The 21,608-nt window shown below is 70.7% G+C and carries 18 protein-coding genes; 8 read left to right on the forward strand and 10 right to left on the reverse strand.

Features of this window, described 5'->3' with window-relative positions; translation table 11 throughout:
* The first annotated feature begins 9 nt into the window (after positions 1-9).
* On the forward strand, positions 10-627 hold the full coding sequence (locus tag SGLAU_RS31440; protein WP_043505968.1) for a GNAT family N-acetyltransferase: 618 nt from the start codon (positions 10-12) through the stop codon (positions 625-627).
* Between the two features lie 307 nt (positions 628-934).
* On the opposite strand, the gene SGLAU_RS31445 is transcribed toward SGLAU_RS31440, so the two are convergent.
* Entirely contained in the window at positions 935-1,111 is a 177-nt protein-coding gene (locus SGLAU_RS31445) for a hypothetical protein (protein WP_159072822.1), read from the reverse strand.
* A gap of 176 nt (positions 1,112-1,287) precedes the next feature.
* The gene (locus SGLAU_RS31450) at positions 1,288-1,812 is read right to left on the reverse strand and encodes a hypothetical protein (protein ID WP_043505970.1); all 525 of its coding nucleotides are present in this window, start codon (positions 1,810-1,812) and stop codon (positions 1,288-1,290) included.
* A gap of 374 nt (positions 1,813-2,186) precedes the next feature.
* Between SGLAU_RS31450 and SGLAU_RS31455 the strand changes: the two genes are divergently transcribed.
* From SGLAU_RS31455 to SGLAU_RS31460, 3 genes are read left to right on the forward strand one after another with little or no spacing between them, the layout of a single operon-like run.
* Positions 2,187-2,663, forward strand: coding sequence for a hypothetical protein (locus SGLAU_RS31455; RefSeq protein ID WP_078957983.1), 477 nt, complete (start codon positions 2,187-2,189; stop codon positions 2,661-2,663).
* Positions 2,664-2,675: 12 nt separating this feature from the next.
* On the forward strand, positions 2,676-3,017 hold the full coding sequence (locus SGLAU_RS37005; protein WP_412556275.1) for a TetR family transcriptional regulator C-terminal domain-containing protein: 342 nt from the start codon (positions 2,676-2,678) through the stop codon (positions 3,015-3,017).
* A gap of 7 nt (positions 3,018-3,024) precedes the next feature.
* Positions 3,025-3,786 (forward strand): hypothetical protein, encoded by a 762-nt coding sequence (locus SGLAU_RS31460; RefSeq protein ID WP_043505972.1) that lies wholly within the window; start codon positions 3,025-3,027, stop codon positions 3,784-3,786.
* A 450-nt stretch (positions 3,787-4,236) separates the two neighbouring features.
* Here SGLAU_RS31460 and SGLAU_RS36790 read toward each other — a convergent pair whose 3' ends face one another.
* From SGLAU_RS36790 to SGLAU_RS31495, 7 genes are all read right to left on the reverse strand, one after another.
* Positions 4,237-4,365 carry a hypothetical protein gene (locus SGLAU_RS36790; protein WP_279628015.1) on the reverse strand — a complete coding sequence of 43 codons (129 nt, stop codon included), beginning with the start codon at positions 4,363-4,365 and terminating at the stop codon, positions 4,237-4,239.
* A gap of 18 nt (positions 4,366-4,383) precedes the next feature.
* A complete protein-coding gene (locus SGLAU_RS36795) occupies positions 4,384-7,821 on the reverse strand; it encodes an RHS repeat-associated core domain-containing protein (protein ID WP_279628016.1) in 3,438 nt (1,145 codons plus the stop codon).
* A gap of 445 nt (positions 7,822-8,266) precedes the next feature.
* Positions 8,267-12,505 carry a trypsin-like peptidase domain-containing protein gene (locus tag SGLAU_RS31475; RefSeq protein WP_043505974.1) on the reverse strand — a complete coding sequence of 1,413 codons (4,239 nt, stop codon included), beginning with the start codon at positions 12,503-12,505 and terminating at the stop codon, positions 8,267-8,269.
* A gap of 8 nt (positions 12,506-12,513) precedes the next feature.
* Positions 12,514-12,867, reverse strand: a complete 354-nt coding sequence (locus SGLAU_RS31480; RefSeq protein WP_244315296.1) for a CU044_2847 family protein — start codon at positions 12,865-12,867, stop codon at positions 12,514-12,516.
* A 244-nt stretch (positions 12,868-13,111) separates the two neighbouring features.
* Positions 13,112-13,480, reverse strand: coding sequence for a VOC family protein (locus tag SGLAU_RS31485; protein WP_043505975.1), 369 nt, complete (start codon positions 13,478-13,480; stop codon positions 13,112-13,114).
* 202 nt (positions 13,481-13,682) lie between these two features.
* The gene (locus SGLAU_RS31490; protein WP_078957984.1) at positions 13,683-15,110 is read right to left on the reverse strand and encodes an MFS transporter; all 1,428 of its coding nucleotides are present in this window, start codon (positions 15,108-15,110) and stop codon (positions 13,683-13,685) included.
* A 597-nt stretch (positions 15,111-15,707) separates the two neighbouring features.
* A complete protein-coding gene (locus SGLAU_RS31495; protein WP_043505976.1) occupies positions 15,708-16,106 on the reverse strand; it encodes a winged helix-turn-helix transcriptional regulator in 399 nt (132 codons plus the stop codon).
* Positions 16,107-16,183: 77 nt separating this feature from the next.
* Here SGLAU_RS31495 and SGLAU_RS31500 point away from each other — a divergent pair, with 77 nt between their 5' ends.
* A complete protein-coding gene (locus SGLAU_RS31500; RefSeq protein ID WP_078957985.1) occupies positions 16,184-17,137 on the forward strand; it encodes a zinc-binding dehydrogenase in 954 nt (317 codons plus the stop codon).
* 663 nt (positions 17,138-17,800) lie between these two features.
* Here SGLAU_RS31500 and SGLAU_RS31505 read toward each other — a convergent pair.
* Positions 17,801-18,241, reverse strand: a complete 441-nt coding sequence (locus tag SGLAU_RS31505; protein WP_043507333.1) for a hypothetical protein — start codon at positions 18,239-18,241, stop codon at positions 17,801-17,803.
* 190 nt (positions 18,242-18,431) lie between these two features.
* On the opposite strand from SGLAU_RS31505, the gene SGLAU_RS31510 reads away from it, so the two are divergent.
* From SGLAU_RS31510 to SGLAU_RS31520, 3 genes are all read left to right on the forward strand, one after another.
* Complete coding sequence (locus tag SGLAU_RS31510) at positions 18,432-19,313, forward strand: thermonuclease family protein (RefSeq protein WP_043505977.1); 882 nt, start codon at positions 18,432-18,434, stop codon at positions 19,311-19,313.
* Between the two features lie 229 nt (positions 19,314-19,542).
* The gene (locus tag SGLAU_RS31515; protein WP_043505978.1) at positions 19,543-20,304 is read left to right on the forward strand and encodes a metallophosphoesterase family protein; all 762 of its coding nucleotides are present in this window, start codon (positions 19,543-19,545) and stop codon (positions 20,302-20,304) included.
* Positions 20,305-20,605: 301 nt separating this feature from the next.
* A complete protein-coding gene (locus SGLAU_RS31520; protein ID WP_043505980.1) occupies positions 20,606-21,331 on the forward strand; it encodes a dienelactone hydrolase family protein in 726 nt (241 codons plus the stop codon).
* The last annotated feature ends 277 nt before the right edge of the window (positions 21,332-21,608 follow it).

The following is a 21,608-nucleotide window of genomic DNA, read 5'->3' on the forward strand; positions in this document are numbered from 1 at the left end:
AATGCGGCAATGGATGATCACGTGCGAAGTGCTCCACGCCCGGACTTCCTCAGCAAGCCGTCGCTGAGAGGGGAACAGGTGCTGCTCCGGCCGGTCACCGTGGACGATGTGCCTGCGCTGATGCCGATATTCCTGGACGCAGAGGCATCACGGCTGACCGGCAGCCATGATGACGGCATACCCGATGAGGGGCGCATACGGGCCTGGTACGACAGCCGCCGGGAGCAGGACGACCGGCTGGACCTTGCCGTGGTCGAGCAGGTGACGGGGAACGTCATCGGCGAGGCGGTCCTCAGCGAGTGGGATCCGCGTAACGAAAGTTGCAGCTTCCGCATCTGCCTGGTGCCCGGCACCTATGGGTGTGGCCTGGGGACGGAGGCGACTCGTCTGATCGTCGGCTACGGCTTCGAGGAGCTGGGGCTGCACCGTATCGCGCTGGAGGTCTACGCGTTCAATCCGCGAGCTCGCCGCGCATACGAGAAGGTGGGGTTCGTCGCGGAGGGCGTGCTGCGTGACGCACTGCTCTGGGAGGGCGAGCGGGTGGACGCGACGGTGATGTCGATCCTGGCCCCGGAGTGGTCCCGGCACGGTGGCCGTCCGCAAACGGCCGGCCACGCGTCGGACTGACCGCGCCGCCGGCGCCGGGCGCTCGTTGCTGCAGGTGAGGAACCAAGCGGCCGGTGGGGGACCGCCGCAAGGTGATCGGCCCGCACCCGACGATGACGCACATGAGCTGGAGCACGCAGGCGTGAGTGTGGCCGAGCGCAGCCTTGCGCCGCGGTCGGGCACGTTGTCGGCGGCGACCAGGAGTCGGTGGCGATCAGGGCGTTGCTCGCCTCGGCGCTGCGGCGGGAAAGCCCGCTGGGCCGGCGCCCCGGTCAGGCGCCGGCCCAGCGGTTGGCGTCCCCGGTCCACGCCCGGAGCCTTGTCCGCCTCAGGACGGCTCGGCGTGCGCGTTCGCCGTGCGTCCGGACCGGTCCATCCCCCGCTGCGCCCCTGCGTCCCACAAGCACCAGGCCGACCACAGCAGCAGGACGAGGAAGACGGCGAGCAACCCCAGCAGCAGCAACATCTGCCGGGCAGAGCCCTCGCCTTGGAGCACATTCAGCAACAGGCAGAGTGTCCAGGCCACCACTCCGCCCGCATACACGTCCCTGAGCCGTCGCAACTGACTGATCGAACCCATCGTCACCCTTCCGGGCCATGTCCTCACGCGTCGCCCTGCCGATACCCCCGCCACGCGAGTTCACCGCTTCGGAAGGCCGCGGATTCCGGGGACTTGGCCGCTCACTCCGGTCGCAGGGCCTGGCGCATCCACCGGAGGCGGTCCATTGAACGGCGGCGCATCCAAAGGACCCATGCACACAGCGCGACCACGCCGACCGCGAAGAGAAGGGGGAAGACGAGTGATCCGCCGATGGCCCCCAGGACGAATATCCCGACCGCGACGAGGCCCATGGCGCCGAGCCAGTACGGCAGCCACTTGCCGGTCCGCTCCATCTGGCCGAGCTGCTCGGCGACCAGCCGTCGCATGGCCGACTGCTCCCCGGGGTCCCGCGGCACCTCCTGGCGCCGAATCTTCCGGTTCAGATCGGCGAGTCCGCTCGCGTCGGTGCCCGCGGCCCGGGTGGCCCGGCGGCGCTGGACGGCCACAACCGTGATGGCGACACCGGTGTAGAGAGCACTCTGGAACACCCAGACAACCGGATGCTCGTCCCTGCGGATCAATACCGTGATGCCCAGTCCCAGCAGGAAGACCAGGGCCGCCTGCGCGGTCAGACTGCGTTCGAGTAAGCGCTTGAGCGAGAGCACAGCGAAGACCTCCTCGGAGGGACAGCGTCGTCGCCTCTCGGATACCCCGCGCTCCTTCACTCATCTGACAGAGCGGTGGCCGCGCGGCATGCGAGCAGGCGTCGGCGGCCTCCTCGTACCGCAGGCAGGCAGAGCAGTCGCGGGCGGAGCTGACGCGCGGTCCGCCCCCTCGGTGCCTCCTGCTCCTGCACGGCGGGCTCAGTTCGCAGGCTTTGCGGACTACGTCTGCGCCATCCCGCCGCGGCACTGTCACCAGCCGGATGAAGTCGCTCCGGCACAGCCCGGCGAACCGGGCTGTCCAAGACGGCTGGCTCGGGCGCCGTGGGTCACACCAGCCGCACCAAGGGCGGCCCGCAGATCGACGCTGTGGGACGATGATCGTCATGTCAGGTCAGGTCTGGGTGTCACTCATATCGCTGGGCGGCGTTCTCCTCGGCGGCGTCCTGTCCTACCTCGTGCAGTACAGAACTCAGCGGTCAGCGGAACGTACTGAGCAGCAACGGCAGGAGATCGCGTTGTCGGAAACCCGGCGCGCCGAACGGCTGGCACTGCTGGAGAGGTTCATCGAGGTGTCGGCAGAGGCGGAACGCTGCGCGTACACTCGCCCCTCCGAATGGGAGGAAACGGACGCCTGGTACCTCACGACCCGGGACGTGATGTACCGCTTCTGGGTCGCGGACCGGCTCATGCGCGTCCAGTTCCCGCCACCCGTGCACGAGGCCGCACACGCGCACTTCCTCGACCTCAACCGAGCCGTATGGGAAGGCCTTCCCGATGGCGAGAGCGTGCGGGACTACCTGGAGGGCAACCGGTCAGCCTTCCTCGACACGGCCCGCGCGGTCATGGGGTAGCCCACCGGAGAGATCCGGCGGGGTGAGGAAAGCAGCGGAGGAGGCCCGGCGCACACAGGCACGGATCGTCGACACCCGCCGTACAGCAGGCGTCCAGGCCCGTTTCCCCATGGCTGCTGCGTCACGGCGGCGTCCTGCGAACTCGACGGCCGACCAGGGGAGTTGCGCGCCCGCCTGTATGGCGTTGCCACTCGGTGGCGGAAGTTCCTGGCCGAGCGGATCGCCACCGCACAGGCCGACGGCGACCTCGACGCGGACCTCGACCCTCAAAGGGCCGTCTGTGCAGGGAAGTTGGCAACTCGTGCCGGAGTGAGTACGTGTACTCATGCCCTGGGGCGGCAGGCGTCAGCATGATGCGTGCATGCGATCGAGATTTTTCCCGAAGCCCGTAGTGGTGGCCGCGCTGGGCTGCCTCGTCCTGTCCGCCTGCGGCACCCAGCAGGCCGCCTCCGGCCACGCTGCCCGCGCCGGCAGCGCCGTGAAGGCGACCACGTCGCCCAAGGACCAACTCGGCGCTGAAGAGCAGGAGATACGGTTCATCGGGTTGGTGGGCCAGGCGATCGACGCCTGCTCCCCGGCCGCACCCAGCGACACGGGCGACAAGGGCGACGAGGGTGTGCCCGTGCCCGAGGGCCCGGTGTTCGAGGAGGAGCCCACCCCGGTGTACGGGCCGGGCGAGACCCCGCCGGGCGTTCCCGGGGACGCGGAGGAGACTCCCGTTCCCCTTCCCTCGGACGCGCCCGAGCCGCCGAGCCCCGCCACTGGCTCCGCCAAGACCGAGCAGCCGGCCGAGGTTCTGCTGCCCGGCACGGAGAAGTGCTACGGCGACTGGCACGCGAGCCGCGTCGTCGAGGCGTTCACGCACACGAAGGCGACCGGCTACGACGCGATGCGTACGAAGCTGACAAGCCTCGACTACCCGGCGGCGCGGGTGCACCGCATGCCGGACCACGGGGGCCTGCCCCGGGCCCGGGTCGATCTGCGCTTCATGGGCGGTCACGCCGTTTTGGAGGTCACCGGCACCGGCAGCGGGGTGATCGTGGAGGTGTTCGGGGCTCCGGAGACGGAGGACGTGCAGGTCACCGACGTGAAGCGGAAGCCGCGGCTGGACACCACCATGTGACAGGAGGACCGACCGTCCACGACGAGAGGCGGTGCGTCTGAGATCGCGATGCGAGGCGGCGCCGGCGGTTCCCGGGACACGGCCACCTCGGAAGGTGCCCGTCGAGAAGGGCGTGACCCCGCGAGCGATGACCTGGTGGCTGGTGGCGGATCCGCCGCAGGATCGACACCAGGGTTCCGCGGTCAGGGTTTTACTGACCCGTCACGGCATAGAACAGTCCTGCGGCCGCCAGGACCGTGCCGATCACACGGAAGGCGAGCCTGTTGGATGCCTCGAACCGTCCGCCGGACCGTCTGCTGAGTGTGTTCGCCACACGCGGGCCCATGAGGGCTGTAGCCAGACCGAACAGGGTGATGAGAGCGCCCACGACAATGACCAAAACGACAGCTCCTGTAATAGGGCGGCGAGGGCCCCTCCGCTGGAGAAGCCCTCGCACGCGTGCTTGTGTGGTCAGCGACGCCGCTTGGCGTACATGATGCCGACGAAGATCATGGCGATGATGAACATGCCAATGGCCAGGTAGGGAGACCACGACGGCCCGTCGGGTCGGTCATTGGCGACTTCGAAGAGAGCAAGCATGCGGGGTCTCCCAAGCTGTCAGAAGGTGTATTTGGCGGTACCTGAGCACTTGCCGGTGCTGCCCCCTGTGCCCACGCCCTCGCTGCCGTCAGTACTCACGGACGCTTCGAGCGGTCCGAAACCGCAAGCGACCTCACCCGTCCACCCTCGGTCGGCCGAGCCGGAGGCGAGACTGGCGTCAACGCTGCCACCAGGTGTACCGACGCCGGCGCTGACATAGGGACGGACACTGCCGTCCTCGTTGATGCTCACGCCGGCGCCGCCGCAGATCCAGAAGCAGGCTTCGCCGCCGATGTCCAACGACAGCAGACCATTGGGGTCGATGCGGTTGACGGGGTCGCCTTCGGCGTAGAGGTAGGGGTTCTTCTCCTGGCCGGAGGGGTCGGGCTGGGTGAAGCGGCCGATGTTGGCGTCGTAGTAGCGGGCCCGGAAGTGGTAGAGGCCGGTGGGGTCCTGGTAGCCGCCGGCGAAGCGGTAGGGCTGGGCGACCGGTTCGGAGGACTGGGCGAGGAGGCGGACGCCGCGGGGGCTGTAGGTGTAGGTGTTGACCTTGTTGCCGTCCGCGTCCGCCAGGGCGACCACGCTGCCGATGGCGTCCGTGAGGTAGAAGTACGTCTTGCCCCCGGTCGTCATGGAGTTCAAGGTGCCCCCGGGCTCACGGTTGAATCCCATGTCCACACCGGCGGTCGTCTTCGCCGACAGGCCGAGCGGCCCGTTGTGGAAGAAGGTGTCGCCGAGGCGGATGCGTTCGCTCTGGTCGGTGGAACCGTACTGCCCCGCGTACGTCTTGGCGGCGACCGTGATCGACGACATCTGCGAGTGGTCGGTCCACTGCTCGCCGGTGCGGGCGTAGTCGTCGGTGGAGGCGCCGGCGGTTTCGTTGCCGATCTGGTCGTAGGACCAGGGGCCGCTGGTGGTGGACTTGGCGGTCAGCTGCTGGGCGTCGTTGTAGGAGTAGGTGGTGCCGCGCGGGCAGCCCTGGTCGGTGCCCTGTGAGGTGAGGTTGCCGGCCAGGTCGTAGCAGTACTGCCAGGAATCCGTGATCGCCCCGGCCTTCTCCTCCTTGGCGTAGGAGAAGCGGCCCGCCCCGTCGTAGGTGTACGTCCGCTTGGTGCCGCGGGCGGTGTCCGTGGAGGTGCGGATCTTGCCGCCGTCGGTGGCGGCGTTCGTGCCGTAGCCGTACGTGTAGGACAGGTCGATCAGGGTGCCCTGGGGCGAGGTGGCTCTGATCGAGGTGGGACGGCTGGACTTGTCGACGTCGACCTTGTGCACCGTGCCGCCGGGGTAGGTGGTCGTGGTGCGGACGTCGTTGTTGTTGTAGGTGTAGGACGTGATCCGGCCCTGCGGGTCCTTCAGCTGCGTGAGCTTGTTGACCTCGTTCCAGGTGTAGTCGACCGTGCCGGCCGGGTCCCGGTAGTAGTCGACGTTGCCGGCCGGGGTGTAGGCGAGCAGGGTCTGGGAGCCGTCCTGGAGGTGGCGGACCGTCTCACGCTGGAGCGGGTCGAACTCGTACGTGGTGGTGCCGGTGCCGTCGGAGCGCTGGACGAGGTTGCCGTCGCCGTCGTACCAGTACTCGACCTTCACCGTGTTCGGCGAGGTCACGGTGCGGATGCGGTCGAGGTTGTCGTAGGTGTACGTGATCGTGACGCCGCGGGCGTCCGTGACCGTCTTGGTGCGGCCCAGGTCGTCGTAGGTGAAGGTGGTCCGGGCCAGCGGGGCGGGGGGCTGGACCCAGTCCAGGTTGCCCTTGCCGTCGTAGTGGAAGTCGGTGACGACGGTCTTCGTCGACGTCATCTTCGTCCTGGCCTTGCAGCGCTGGCCCTCGAAGCCGCCGCAGGTCGGGGTGGCGGGGTTGTAGTCGAAGGAGACGCTGCCGCCGCCGGTGCCGGTCTGCGCCACCGAGGTGGTGTTGCCGACCGTGTCGTAGGTGAAGGCCGTCTTCTCGCCGTCGGCGTTCGTGGAGTCCTTCGGCACGTCCCCGCCGGCGATGGTCTGCCATGTGTTCACCGTTTTCGCCCCGGTGGGCACGGCGACGGACGCGAGGTTGTTGCGGGCGTCGAAGCCGTAGTCCGTGACGTTGCCGGGCGTCGTACCCGACCCCATCGCATCGGTGGCGGTGTCGATGTTGTTGTTGGCGTCGAACTTGGTCGACCGTGTGCGCTGGAGATGGTCGGTGACCTCGGTGACCCGGCCGTCGCCGTCGTGCGCGTACTTGGTGGAGTGCAGCTCCGGGTCCTTGGCCGTCGTCGTGCCCGCCGCGGTCGGCGAGGCGGCCGTGTAGCTGTAGGTCCAGGTGGGGCCGGTGTGGCCGTCGCTGTTGAAGCCCGTGCCGCGCAGCATGGAGGTGACGCGGTTGACGTCGTCGTAGGTGAAGGCGGTCACCCGCCCCTCGTCCGTGGTGATCTTGCCGATCCGGCCGGAGGAGTCGTAGTGGAAGGTGACCGTCTTGCCCTCGGTGTCGGTGGTGGTGGCCAGGTTGCCGGATGGGTCGAGGTTGTGGACGGCGGTGCGGCCGGTGTTGTCCTTGGCCTGCCACTGGGAAGGAGAGGTCTTCACGAGGTCGATCCAGCGGCCCGAGCGGGTCTCGGTCAGCTTGAAGCCCTTGTTCTCACCGCTGACGTCGTGCTGGGTGACGGTGATCGTGCCCTTGTTGCGGTCGGTGACTTTCGTCAGGGTCCCGTACTGGTTGTAGGTCTCCTTCGACCCGGACTTCCACTTGGTCAGGGTGTAGGTGCCGTCCGTGTTCCTCCGCAGATCCTGCGAGTAGCCCTTCGGCGTGGTGAAGGCGCCGTCGCTGTTCTTGGTGAAGCGGACGGTGGCACCGGAGGCGTCGTAGAAGATCACCTCTGTGCCGGAGACCGACAGGTAACGCTCGTACTGCTGCCACCAGCGCTGCGAGACGCGGCCCCACGGGGCGTCCAGCGAGTTGTACGTCCGTGCCAGCTGCAAGCGCTGCCCGACGCCCGCGATGTCGAAGTCCGTAGCCGTCAGCATCAGGTTGCCGGTCGAGTAGTCGACCCTCGCCCTCAGCGTGTCCGTGATGGCGAAGCTCGTGTAACGGTGCCAGGGCACATCACCTTGCCCGTCCGGGACGATGCTCGTCGCCGAGCTGGAGGCGGCCGTCGTGCGGGACGAGGCGTGCTTGGCGCCGGCCGGCCCGTTCGCGGGGCGCTCGACGCGCTCGCGCTGCTCCCGCTGCCACGGCACGTAGAGCTCGTCCGTCGGGTTCCTCGACGGCTCGGACGGCACCGGGCGGTTGGGGCCGACCTTCACCGCGGGCATCTCGAAGTCCGGGCTGCCCGGGCCCCAGGCCGAAACCGGTTCGTCGGCGGCGGTGGCCGTGTACGCGCCGGGCAGGACGGCGGTGGCCAGGGCAGCCGCCGTCAGTGCCGCCGCGACTGCGGCTGATCTTTTCCGGGCACGCCGAAACGGCATGCCGAAGGCACGCTTGCGCATGGTTTTCCCCCACAGGAAGACAGACCCCGACGGCCCTGTGGCCAACGGGCGCCCACAACCTGTCACAGCAATCGCACAAAGATCCGCCCCGTTCCCGCTAACTCCCCACTCATGCGGGCAGGAATCGGACCGTCCCCTTAGCCTGCGGTTTCCTCCTCCATCGGGGCCTCGGCGCGAGGACAGCACGCTCGGGAAGGATCGTGAGGTCCGTCAGGTCCTCGATATCAGACGGAAAAGTGCCCATTCGACAACGGTCACCGACTGGCTGACGCCTTGGCACCGACCGACCGGCAAGGCCTGCCGCTGCCGACGGCGGAGCAGTGCTCACCGTGCAGTTCCACCAGAATGGGGCGGCTCCGACTGTCATGTGATGTCCACCGCCTGGCTGATGAGGATGCCTGAACACGCGCGATCGGATCGGCGTCATCATCGATATCGATCGCGGCTACGGTACGGCCCCCGTCGCCTTCTCGAACGACCGTCCGGATCCGTCCTGGCAGGGGGGCTCCGACGGGGTGCCGGGAGGGAGGTTCTCGCGTTCCGCCTCGGTGAAGGCACGGCCGACGCTCGCGCAGAGGTGGTCGAACCAAGCGTCCGGGCGCACGTCGAACACGGAGCGCAGCCCCTCGCTCTCCATGACGAGCCGCGTACCTCGCAGGACCGAGCCCGAGTAGGCGTGGTGGGGAACGGTGCCGATCCGGACGCCGTCGGGGTCCCACAGCTCGTAACCGCCGTCTCCCTCGGCCGTGATCACCGTCCCGTCGCCGGTCATGCCCACGAGGCGGTCGCTCGTCTCAAGCACGACCGAGCCACCGACGACTTCGCGTTTCTCGACGTCCCACCGGTGCAGCCTGCCGTCGTTGTGGGCCACCATCAGGTAGCGGCCGTCCGGTGAGAAGGCCAGGTTGTCGGGGTCCTCCGGATCGAGGACCGCGTTCACCTCGTCGCCCTCCAGGACGTGCGTCCGCGTCCGCGCCCGTACGTCCCAGATCTGGACCCGCCCCTGCTGCCGGTCGTTCAAGGTCACGACGGCGACCTGGTGCGGGTGGCCGGGCCGGGCCGCGAGCTGGTCCCTGGCCCACAGGGACGTCCGGGGACGCGACGAACGCTCGATGGCCAGCGGTTGTGCGGTGCGCACGCCCCGCTGCGGATCCACGGTGAGCAGACGGCCCGTCCGAGTGAGGACGACGACGTCCCCGTCGGGCAGGGCTTCGACCGTGCTGACCCGGCCGTGGTCGCCGCCGGAGGCGCCGTCCGGGTCCAGCTCCACGTCGACGTGCTCCGCCAGCGCGTCGGCCCCGTACACGTGAAGGTGTGTCTCGCCCTCCTTGAAGAGCACGAGTCTGTCCCCGTCCGGGGTCCACACCAGCCCTCGGCCTCCGCCCTCGGTGTACGCGCGGGGCAGGGCGCGGGTGGCGGTGCCGCCGCCCACCAGGTCCGCCACCTCCAGGGCGCTGTCCGTCAGCCACGCGGCCCTGCGGCCGTCCGGTGACAGCACCGAGTCGGTGGCGTCCATGGACCGGTCGGGCAGGGGGGCGGCGGACGCACGGGCCGCGACCAGGGTGTTCCCGACGGGGGAGAGGACGGTCAGTCCGCCGTCCTTGCTCCGGCCGACGGCCAGTTCGACGGAGCTGTAACCGGGTTCGTCGTCCAGCGGCAGGCGGGTCACGTACGTGTCGTCGGTGCCGCGCCTGCTGAGGGCGACGTCGACCAAACTGCCGTCCGAGAGGTCTCGACTCTCGTAGCCGTAGGCGCCCGTGGCGTCGTCGAAGGCCAGGCGCTCCGAGGAGCCGTCGTCGTAGGGCAGTTCGCGCAGGACGCGTCCCGTGCGCAGGTCGCGCAGCACGGACCCGTCGGGCGTGCGGGCGTCGTCGGAGTCACTGGTGGTCACCTCGACCGTGTCGGTGTCCGTGCCGAAGCGCACGGTCTGGTTTCCGGCGGTCGACACCACCGTGTCCGCCACCGGCACGGGTTCCAGGCTGTCCAGCTCCCATACGTCGAGGACGGCCCTCGGCTTCGCGTCCGGGCGGCCACGGGTGTGGATGTTCAACTGCCGCAGCAGCCGGGTGCCGTCCGCGCTGAAGTCGAGCCGAGCGCCGACGAGGTCGCCCTCCTCCGTGAGCCGCTCGCCGAGCCGCTTCGGCGCGCTGCCGGCCCTGCCCAGGCGCCACAACCACACCGTTCCGTCCGGCATGGCCACGGCGTAGTGCCGCCCGTCTGCGCTGACGGCGCCGCGCTGCTCGGTCCTGGGCACGCCGCCGAGGGTGTGGTGGCGTGGACGGCCGTCCAGCGCCCCGGTGACGACCGACACCTCGTACGGGTCCTCACCGTCGGGCTTGGAGCGCACGACGAGGGTGCGGGCGTCAGGGGTGGCGACCAGCTCCTGGACGCGGCCCCGCCACAGCCCCGTGTACATGCCGCGTACGTACTGAGCGCGCACGTACTGACCGAGCAGCGCCTCCCGTGCCTGCGGCGCCGTCGGGTCGGCATGCCAGGCGGCGAGCGCCAACTGCACGGCGGTCGCGGGTTCCTGAGCCTGCCGGCGGCCGGACTCCTCGGCGAGCGCGCGGGCGGCGAGGACCCGCAGCTGGTCCTGCACCTCCTGGTTGCTGCGCCACGCGACCACGCCCAGCGCGCCGGCCACCAGCAGCAGCGCCAGCAGCACCGCGCCACCGGCGCGCAGCCTGCGGACCGTCCGCTGCTCGTAGCGGCGGCCCGCCTCGATGTAGGTCCGCTCGTCCCCGGTCACGTCGTGGGGCCGCGACTGGAGCCACTCCATGGCCTCGGCCAGGGTCTTGCCGCGCTGGAGGGCGCCCGCCTCCCGGTTCTTCGCCTCCCAGCGTGCCAAGTCCGCGCGGAGCTGTTCCTGCCACTCCCGGAAGTTGCGGCTCTCGTCGAGCCAGGCGCGCAGCCTGGGCCACAGCCGGGTGAGGGCCTCGTGGGTGAGGTCGACGATCTCGGTGCCGTCGAGGGTGCGGCCCATGACGACCAGTTTGCCGCGAGCGAGCCGCCGGGCCAGTGCCACGGCGGCGGGGTCGAGGCCGTTCACCGGGACGGCGCGCCGCGCGTACCCGCCCTGGTCGTCAGGCCGTGCGAGCTGCACGAACAGCCGCCGGGCCACCTCCTCGTCGGACTCGGGCACATGTCTTCGGTACGCCTCGTCGGCGTAGCCCGCGACGGTGCCGGCCACTCCGCCGAGATCGTCGTACGCGGCGTGGGTGAGCATGGAACGCTCGCGCCGTTCCCACAGCCTGGTCAGGGTGAACTCCACCATCGGCATCCGGCCGGGTGCCTGGCCGGCGTCCTCGACGATGCGCTCGGCGAGCCCCGGCGCCAGCCACAGACCCGGTACGGCGTCCACGGGCCCCGTGACCGCACGGTGGAGGTTCGCCGTGTCGAGCGGCGCCAGGAAGACGACGGCCTCGCTCAACGAGCCGGACGTCTCGGAGGTGAGCAGTGCGCCCAGGGACTCGTGACGCGCCGTTGCCACGACACGCAGACCGCGGCCGCCGTCCTCACGCGGGTCACCGGTGAGGGCCAGCAGCAGGCGGAGCAGGGTACGCGCCGCGGACGGTGCGGCGTCGACGTACTCCTCCAGCTGGTCCACGACGACGAGGTGCCCGCCCGGGCCGGTGCGCTCCTTGAGCGAGGCGCGTACGGCGGTCACGGCCTGCGGGTCCCCGCCCCCGTCCGCCCGTTCCGGGGCCCCGGACGCGCCGTCCAGCAGCCGTGCCAGTTCTTGGGCGCGACCCAGGCGGTCGACCTCCGCGACGCGGGGTTCGAGCACGGGCACCAGCGCGTGTGCCAGCAGCGTGTGCGGCTCCGTGCCCGGTACGGGACGCAGCAGGGTGACGCTGGTGCCGCCGGCCCGCAGCCGAGGCAGTACACCGGCGCGGATCAGTGAGGACTTGCCGCATCCGGAGGGCCCCACGACGACGGTGAGCGGGCGGTCGGCGATCGACGCGGCGAGCCGGTCGATGTCGTCGTCGCGGCCGTGGAAGAAGGCGGCGTCCTCCTCCTCGAACACCTCCAGGCCGCGGAAGGGACACGTCGGACGGAGTACCCGCTCGTCCACGAGTGCGGCGGAGGGCACCAGGAAGGCGGTACCCGCCAGGGCACCGTGCCCGGCGGCCACCGCCAGGCCGACGACGCCGCCCTGCTCGTCGTCCCACACGGCCGCCCCGCTGAAGCCGTTCGTCACGTGCGGGCTGTCGGGCCCGGCGTCCATCTGCACCCAGCCCGCGCCCTGGGCGGCGCGCAGGGTGCCGTTGGCCCAGATGCCATGATCACCACCGTCCGGGAAGCCGTACGCGCGAAACGCGTGTCCCCAGACGGACGTGCCGTCGACGAGCGGGACCGGGCGGGCGTGCCGCGGCGGCGCGTCGAGACGCAGCAGGGCCACGTCGCCGCTGTCGTCCGCCCGCACCGGCTGCCAGGACACCACCCGGGCCGTCAGGGCAGGTACGGCACCGTCCGCGTCGCGCGCCAGCGGGAACTCCACGAGCACGGTCCCCTCGGGGGCGGTCTCCGTGTCCCGCGGCAGCCCCAGCGCGTCGGCGACGACGTGCGCGCAGGTGCACACGATGTCCGGGGCCACGAGAAAGCCGGCGCCCACGATCCGGCCGGTGCCGCGGATGCGGACGAGACCCGACTCCAGCGCCGCTTCACCCCGTAACGCCGACATGCGATCGATTATCCCGGGTCTCGTGCGTCCCACTCCAGACGGACGGCGAAGTTGGCCTCGCTCGCCGCCTTCGCCACCACGACGCCCGCCTCGGCGGACAGTTTGATCCCGAACTCCACGCTCACCGAGTCGGGCCGGCTGGCCAGGCCCCGCACGCTGTCGGCGACCGCCTCGACCGCCGGCCTGATGTGCGCCAGCGCCTCCTGCAGGGTGTCCGCGGAGCCCCGGACGACGTCGGAGGCCGACCCGCGGCCCACCCGGCCGATCCCGCTGTCCTGCTGCCCGTCGACCTCGACCCGCACCGCGGTCCCGTCACTGAGCTTCATCTCGCCGATCCGGGTCACGACGCCCGCCTCCCGCACTCGTAGATCGTCACGGCCTACCACTATGCCGACCAACTCTCGTACGAGGAACCGAGTTCGGGCATCGCACTCACCGCGTGCCGGCGCCCTGTCACCGGGTGCCCGGGCCTCGCCGTCAGGTGCCGGGTGCGCGCCCATCGCCGATGACGAGGCCGCTCACCCGCGGCCACTACGGCCGTTCGGCGGGGACCGACGCCGCACGACCAGCTACTGCCGCTCGGCTTCCGCTCGCCCCGGCACAGTGTCACCGGGCAGGGATCGCCTGCGTGAGGTTCACCGGGTTGCCGTCGGGATCCTGGATGTGGGCGACGCGCTGTCCCCACGGCATGTCGTTGGGGCCGCTGCGGACCGAGCCGCCCAGCGACTCCACCCGGCCGAGCGTCCCGTCGACATCGCCGACCCCGATGCTGAGCAGGATCCGCGACGTCGACCCGGTCCCCGGGTTCGCCCTGGCCACCAGCCCGAGGTCGGTGTCGCCGATACGCAGGCCGAGGTAGAAGACGGGGCCTTGCGCCGGCACCCGGAAGATCTCCTCAGCGCCGAACAGTTCCGTGTAGAAGCCGAGCAGGGCCTCCAGGTCGGCGGTCACGATGACGGGCTGGATGGTGGACATGGCGCTCCTGTCGAGAACGGTCGGTTCACTGGGTAGACCGTTCGTCGACCGTGAACTCATCGCCCGGACGCGCCGCTCCAGGCCTGTCGTTCCCTGCTGGGTACCCGGCCCCTGGTGCCGCCCGGTCCATGGCTCGCGCGCAACGCCACACGGTGTGAGCCGGCGGTTCCCCTGTCCGAGGCACCGTCCCCCGAACGCACGATCACCGGACTTCGGCGACCGGGCTTTCCGCCGGAGGCCGAGGCGCAGCGGCTGTGGGTCGGTGCAGACAGAACGCCGCCACGGCTGCGATGCCGGCGGCCGCCGCGGCCGCGGCCCAGCCGTGACGGAACCCGGCGAGCGCGGCGTGCGCGGTGCGCGGTTCGCCGAGGAGGGTGACCATGACGGCAACGCCCAGCACGGAACCCGTCTGGCGGGCCATCGTGGTGACGGCCGACCCGGTGGCGAAGCGGTGCGGCGGGAGGGCCGCGGCGGCCGCGCCGACCAGGGTCGGCAGGGCGAAACCCACTCCGATGCCGGTGATCAGCATGCCGGGGAGGAAGGTGGTCGCGTACTGCGAGTCGGGACCGAGTGCGAGAGCCCACCAGAGGAGACCTCCGGCGAACAGCAGGCAGCCGAGCGCCGCCGTCCGCCCCGCGCCGATGCGCTGTACGACCGGCCCCAGGGTCATGGCGAGCACGGGTACGGCCAGTGGTCCCGGTGCGATCGCCAGCCCGGTGCGGATCGCCGAGTAGCCCCAGACCTGCTGGCACCACAGCACTGAGGTGAGCAGCATCGCGGCGAAGGCGACGGTGAAGAGCAGCGCCGCGACGGTGGCGACGGTGAAGGCGGGGACGCGCAGCAGCGGCAGTTCGACCACCGGTGCGGCATGGCGGGCCGACCGCATCCAGAAGGCCGCGCCGAGTACGGCCGCGGCGGCGAGGGCGCCGACGACACCGGGTGAACTCCAGCCCCAGGCCTCGGCCTTGACCAGGCCGAGAGCCAGTGCGCCGATCCCGAGGGTGAGCAGGGCGGCGCCCGCGAGGTCCGGCAGTGGTCCTTCCCGGTCCGGGCGGGCATCGGGCAGCGCGCGCGCTCCGGCTGCCAGGCCGGCCACGCCGACCGGCACGTTGACGAGGAAGATCCAGCGCCAGTCGGCCTGTACGAGCAGTCCACCGGCCACGGGCCCCAGACCCGCCGCGATGCCGCCGATGGCCGCCCATCCCCGGATGGCCCGGGGGCGGCGTTCGGCCGGGGTGTTGACGAGCAGCAGCGCGAGCGATGTCGGCATGAGGGTGGCGGCTCCGGCGGCCTGCAGCACCCGGGCGGCGATCAGCCAGCCGGCGCCGGGTGCGAGGGCGCAGAGCACGGAGGCCACAGTGAAGACGGCGAGCCCGAGCAGGAAGCCGTTGCGGTGGCCGTACCGGTCGGCGAGCCGGCCGGCCACGACGAGCAGTGCGGCGAAGACGATCGCGTAGGCGTTGAGCACCCAGGACAGCGAGGCGAGCGAGGCACCGTCGAAGGAGCTGCTGAGGGAGGGGACGGCCACATTGACGATGAACAGGTCCAGGTTCACGACGAAGACGCCGGCCGAGACGATCCAGGCGGCAAGGCGCCCAGAGGCAGGTGAGTTTGTTTTTCCAACTGTCACAGGTGGCAAGGTAGCCCGGGTGAGTTTGAAAAGACAACCCAGTTCTGTGTGAACAGTCCCCGAAGCGGTCCGAAAGCTGATCGTCCTGATGCGCCGTCACTGCGCGGCGCGGCGTTCAGCGGCTGCTGTCCGGCCGGCGGACGCCGAGATCGCCGTAGGCCGGCGAAACGCCGACCGGGTCACCGTTCTCGGGCCGCAGCGTGGTGTCGAGGAACGCGCGAGTGGCCGCGGCGGCGACCATCCATGCGCAAGGAGGCAAGCGCGGCCACCGCAACGGTCCTGACCGACGCCAGAGGGCGGGGGACTTGGTCGGCGCCGACCCGGGGGGCCTGGTCGGCGCCGGCCTCAGCCCGGTCCTTCAGGAGCCGTCCGGCAAGGGCTAACTCCAAGACACCGTGATCGTCGTCGAGCGGCGTGCGCGGCAGCCGCTGGCCCGGGATCAGGCCGTCGGCCGTGTCGGGCCCCTGCCTACGCGTCCGCCCCCTGCTCAGGCCGGTGCCGGGAGGGGACTGACTGCAGGTCTCGTGACGCGGGTGATCCCTTGGCTACCCGCCAGCTGTTGCGAACGCGCCCAAGCGCGAGCCGATCCGGGCCCGTTCATCCGACGTCGGGGCTCTGCTCCGCCGCGGCGTCGTAGGCGGCGCGCGCCTCGGCGATCGCAGACCGATGCCGCTCGGCCCAGCCCACCAGCCCGGTCAGCGAAGCGTGGAGCTCCCGGGCCATGGGCGTGAGGCTGTACTCGACCTTGGGCGGCACGGTCGGATACACGGTGCGAACGAGCAGTCCGTCCCGCTCCAGCCTGCGCAGATTGAGGGTGAGCATCCGCCGGCTGATGCCATGGATGGCGCGTTCCAGTTCGGTGAAGCGGACCGGGCCGTGGGCAGCGGCGATCAGAACCCCGATGCTCCACTTGCCCGCCACGCGGTCGAGCACCTCGGTGACAGGGCAGGCCTCGTCTCTCAGCGCCTCGGTAACACGAGTGTGACTGCGTGACACAGAAGTGCCTCCTTCCGACGACCGGCAAGGTTACCGATGATGACTGCTGTCACACGTCGTAGACCAAGGGGGAAGACGTGTCTGTTCGTGCTCTCGTCGTCGATCCGTCCGCATCCGCCGCCGTCCGCCTCGCCGAGGTACCCGACCCCGTGCCTGGGCCGGACCAGGTCCTGGTGGACGTCTCCCACGCCTCGTTGAACTACGGCGACCTCAACGACGCCCGCTCCGGACGGGTCCCCCTGGGTGCGGTGCTCGGTTCGGACGCCGCCGGAGTGGTCGTGCAGGCTGCAGCGGACGGAACCGGCCCTGCGGTGGGCACCCAGGTGGTGGCCCTGACCACGGGGGCGTTCGCCGAGCGCGTCGCGATCGACGTGGGTGCGCTCGCCGAGGTGCCGAAGGGCCTGGACCTGGCGAAGGCGGTCGCTCTGCCGGTCGCCGGAGTCGCAGCACTGCGCTCGCTGCGGGCCGCCGGACTCGGACCGGACAAGAGGGTGCTGGTCACCGGGGCCTCCGGCGGGGTCGGCCGGTTCGCCGTCCAGCTCGCGGCGCGGGCCGGTGCCCACGTGACCGCGTCCGTGGGCTCGGCAGCGCGCGGGGAGGGTCTGGCCGAAGCAGGCGCGGACGAGGTGCTGATCGGACTGGAAGGACTTCGGCGACCGGTCGACGTGGTCATCGACAGCGTCGGCGGCCCCCAACTGGTCGCGGCATGGAACCTGCTCGCTCCGGGGGGCAGCGTGCAGAGCGTCGGCTGGACGTCCGGGGAGCCGGCGGCCTTTCCGCCGTATGCGACGGTCGGCCCGGCCAAGTCGCTGACGTCCTTCGTCATCGAAGGCGATGTCGGCGCGGACCTGGCCGTTCTCACCGGGCTGGCCGCCGAAGGGTCCCTCACCGTCGAGATCGGCTGGCAAGGATCCTGGGCCCGCTTCGAGGAGGCGGCCGAGGCGCTGCGCGGACGACGGATCTCCGGAAAAGCGGTCCTGGAGGTGGCGTCCGGTCAGCTGCAGGCCCCGCTTCCCTCTCCGCAGGACTGACCAGGTCCGGCCGGACGCTCACATGCGGACCCCCATCGCCCGGGCTGCTGCGGTGGCAGTGCCAGGGAAGGCGTAGCTACGTTCGTCATGGCGAGTGGCCACGGCCCGGCATGGCCTCAGCCTGCGCACCGGCGCTCTCACCCGCGCGCGTCCGGGCACCTCGCTCACCGCCAGGACGCCGCGGGGAAACGTGCCGCCAGGGGCTCTGAGCCGCGTCCTCTTTCCCGACCTCCCCCGGGTCTCCCATCGGCCGGGTCAGCCCGTCATCCGGAGCCGCCCGGCGCTCCGGCATCGTCTCGTCCAGCTCGTAGTAGTGCCGGCAGTCGTCACACCGGTACACAGGCACGTCGACGCCGATCAGTACGGCTTCGTGCGGGCACCTTCCGTCACCGCGCCCCGCACACGCCACTTCTCCTGCAGGTCCCATGCGTTCGACCGTGCGCCGCGCCGGCCACGGCCCGGGAGAGAGCTTCCGGGGGCGCACCGGAGCGTACGGCCGGCACCACGCCCCAGCACACGGCAACAGCCTCACGACCCGTCTGCCGCGGCGCCAGCCATCATCGAGCGACTGCGGCCCCGAGGGCCGCTCGACCTGCCCGGAGCCAAGGAGGTTCAGGGAAAGACCGATGCCCGGACGGTCGGGGAGGCGATGCGCGTGCGTGATCAACTCCAGGGGTCGGGAATGAGCTGGGCTTCGGTGGAGTGTCCGGGCGACAGGGTCAGGCGCCGCGCGGTGCCGGCAGCGGGGTCGGCGACGAGCACGTCGGGAATGTCGTGCTCCAGGAAGCGCAGATAGCCGACGGTGCCGGAGGTGCTGGTCCGTCCGGCGAGCCACTCCACGAGTTTGCGCAGCTGGTCGAACTCGTCGGGGTGCACCTCCTGCCGGGCGGTGAGTGCCCAGCCACGTTCGCTGCGTGCGAGGTCGCCGACGAGCGTTCCTCCGATCCTCGCCGCCGGTCCCCGGGCAGAGAGCATGGGGTAGGCGTCCGGCTCCGGCGACTCCTCTGCGCTGTCCCCGAGATGCCAGCGCAACAGCGCGACGTCACCGGCCGGAAGTGAGTCGGGCAGATCGAGCATCAGCTGGAGTTCGTAGAGGTCGCTCATCCCGGCCACGCTACGGTACTCACTGCGCAAGCGGCGCAGGACGGCCTCGATGCGGGGCTGGGAGCGGCAGGCGCGCAGGATCGCCGAGGCGCGCTTGTCGTCGTTGCCCGCCCGTCCCCCGGATCGCGTGTACGCTCAGTGGTCGATGTAGCGCACAGTGACCGCTCGGTCTCGATCCGTGGGAGTCGCCATGGCCATGTTGCTGATCAAAGGCTCGTTCCGGGTGAACGGCGGTTCCAAGCCCGACGGGGACACTCTTCCCTTCATCCCCGACGACGTGGCGGACTGGAAGCTCGTCGGCGGCCGCGCCAGGATCGTCCCCAAGGCCGACGGTCGCGCGAACGTGCGCCTGGAAGGCGTCGACGCGTTGGAGACCCACTACGACGGCATCTACGGCCCCGAGCGTCGCCAGCCGCGGAAGTTCGCCGACGAGGCCGGTGACGAGCTCCTGACCTGGCTCGGGTTCACCAGCGTCGAGCGCCACGAGAACCACACCGTCAAGACCGTTCCCGACAAGGTGTCCGGCTTCATCCTCACCAGCGGCGCCGACGCCTACGGCCGCTGCGTGGCCCTGGTCTGCAAAGGCACCGCGCCCGTCTACAGCGGCTACGAGTTCACGCCGAACGAGGAGTTCCTGAGGGAGAGGACCGTCAACCACCACCTGGTCGAGAGCGGGCTGGCGTACCCGATGTTCTACCCCGGGCTGCCCGGCTACCTGCGTGACGTCCTCAGGACGGCGGCAATGGAGGCGCGCGCGGCGAAGAAGGGGGTATGGCGCGTCGACAGGACCTACGACGGGACAGTGGTCGACGACATCGACTCGATCACGGACACCCCGACCGGCCAGGTGCTCCTTCCCAAGCTGTTCCGCCGGCTCACGGACTACCTGGACTCCAGGACCGGCTCCTCGCTCGACGGGTTCGAGGCCTACCTGGCCGGTGCCGCTGACCAGTACCGCGTCCTGCCCGACGGCAAGACCGTCACCGGACTGCACAACCTGGTCACGGTGTCCCAAGGCGGCTCCCTGAAGATGATCGAGCGCACCGAGAACCTGCTCTTCCTGGACAAGTGACGCCGCGCCGCACCCCGGCCGCCTCCCTCACACCAGAAGACCACCGCCCGCCGCAGGAAGCCGGCGCAGGTGGTGCCCTCTCATCGCCGTGGACTTCGCTGCGAGCGAGGCGGCCGTGGTCGTCGAGTCATCACACGCCGGGCGACCCCACACGCCGGGCGGCCCCCTCGCACTACGCGCCGGGCGAAAGGCCGCACGGCTCGGCTGTCCTCACCACACAGTGGAGACCATGCTGAACCGAGTAGCCGTCCTGTCCGACATTCACGGAGTCCTGCCGGCCCTGGAGGCCGTGCTCGCCGAACCAGACGTCGTCACAGCCGACCGCATCGTACTCACGGGGGATATTGCCGCCGGCCCGCAACCGACCCAGGTTCTCGACCTGCTGACCAGCCTCGGCGATCGCGTCTCCTGGATCAGCGGCAACGCCGACCGCGAACTCCTCGAGTACCGCCGGGGGCAGCGCAGCACGATCCCCGATCCCATCGCCCCCTGGGCAGCCGAACAACTCCGCGAGGAACACCTCGACCTGCTGGACTCGTTGCCACGATCACTCTCCCTGTCCGTGAAGGGCCTGGAAAAGGTCCTGTTCTGCCATGCCACCCCTCGCGATGACGAGGAAGTCGTCCTGGTCGACTCCCGCCTCGACCGCTGGAAGGAGGTCTTCGACGGACTTGACACCGGCATCCGCACCGTGGTCTGCGGCCACACTCACATGCCGTTCGTTCGCCTCGCCCACGGCCGGCTCGTGATCAACCCCGGCAGTATCGGCATGCCTTACGGGAGGACCGGAGCGCACTGGGCCCTCCTGGGACCGGGCGTCGAGCTCCGCACCACGCACTTCGACATCCAGGCCGCAGCCACCCGGCTCAGCCGGGAATCCTCCTACCCGGACATCACCGAGTGGACCGACTACTTCCTGCATGCTCGCGCGTCCGACGCCGACGCCCTCGCAGCTTTCGCCCCACGGGACGGCCGCGACCACAGCCCGTGACAGTCGCTCCCCCCTCCACGCCATCGGGCAGCCGGCCACCGACTGCCGACTGCACGATCAACGGCCCGTCAAGACGGCCGGGACGACCAGCCGGAGGGACAGCCGCGGTCGGTGGGGGACACGGCTCGTCACGGTAGGAAGTGCCGCTGGCATGGCGGCGTCACGTGCGCGTTCGCGCCGGGAGACGCGATGGGGTTGGGCGATCGGGGGGATGGTTCCGCACAATGCGCCAGAGACCTCCCTTCTGCCAGCGGCAGAACACCGGCCCGAGCGCGCTCGGCGATCACTACAGTCCAGGCGCATGACGACAGTTGCAACACGCACGATCGAGTACGCGGCCGACGGCCTGACGATGATCGGGCACCTCGCGCTCCCGGCCGGTGTCGGCCGCCGGCCCGCGGTCCTGGTCGGGCCCGAGGGGGTAGGCCTCAGCGACGTCGAGCGCCGCCGGGCCGATGCGCTCGCCGAGCTGGGATACGTGGCGCTGGCCTTCGACCTCCACGGCGGCCGCTACTTGAGTGACCCTCAGGAGATGTTGGCCCGTTGCATGCCGCTGCTCGCCGACCCCGACCGGATGCGAGGCATCGGCCACGCGGCGCTCGACGTGCTCCGCGCCGAGCCGCGGACCGACCCGGACCGGATCGCAGCCATCGGTTACGGCACCGGGGGCGCCATCGCGCTGGAACTCGGGCGTGACGGCGTCGACCTGCGCGCCATCGCGACAGTCAACGGACTGACCACGGGGCGACCAGGCGAGACGGCGCGCATTCACTGCCCGGTGTGGGCCGGCGTCGGGTCGGAAGACCCGATCATGCCGCCCGCGCAACGGGACGCCTTCACCGCCGAGATGCAGGCCGCGGGCGTCGACTGGCGCCTCGTGGTCTACGGCGGCGCCTTGCACGCCTTCCATCACCCACCGGTCGACCACAGCGTGCTTCCCGGGGTCGGTCATCACCCTCGGCACGCGCAGCGGGCTTGGCAGGACATCGTCGGCCTGCTCGCCGAGTGCCTGCCCATGACGGAGTGATGCGGGCGAACTGCGAGCACCGGATTGCCGTCGGGCCCACCGCGTGAGTCCGCGTGCACCGGCCGGATCGACGGGGCGACGGGTCGACGGGTCGCAGGGGCGCTGGTGGAGTCGACTCGACGTCCACTGGGCCCATCAGCATGCGGCATGCGCCCGCGCGGTCGGCCCCTTGCGGCCACCGGACGCGACCGCCGCACCGAAGGAGCGGCAGTCGGCCGGCGCCCCGCAGGTGGGGCCAGCGGCGGGACCGGATGGGTGGGATGCCGCGTACGAGCGG

Origin of the sequence: Streptomyces glaucescens (genome assembly GCF_000761215.1) — a bacterium.
Taxonomy (GTDB): Bacteria; Actinomycetota; Actinomycetes; order Streptomycetales; family Streptomycetaceae; genus Streptomyces; species Streptomyces glaucescens_B.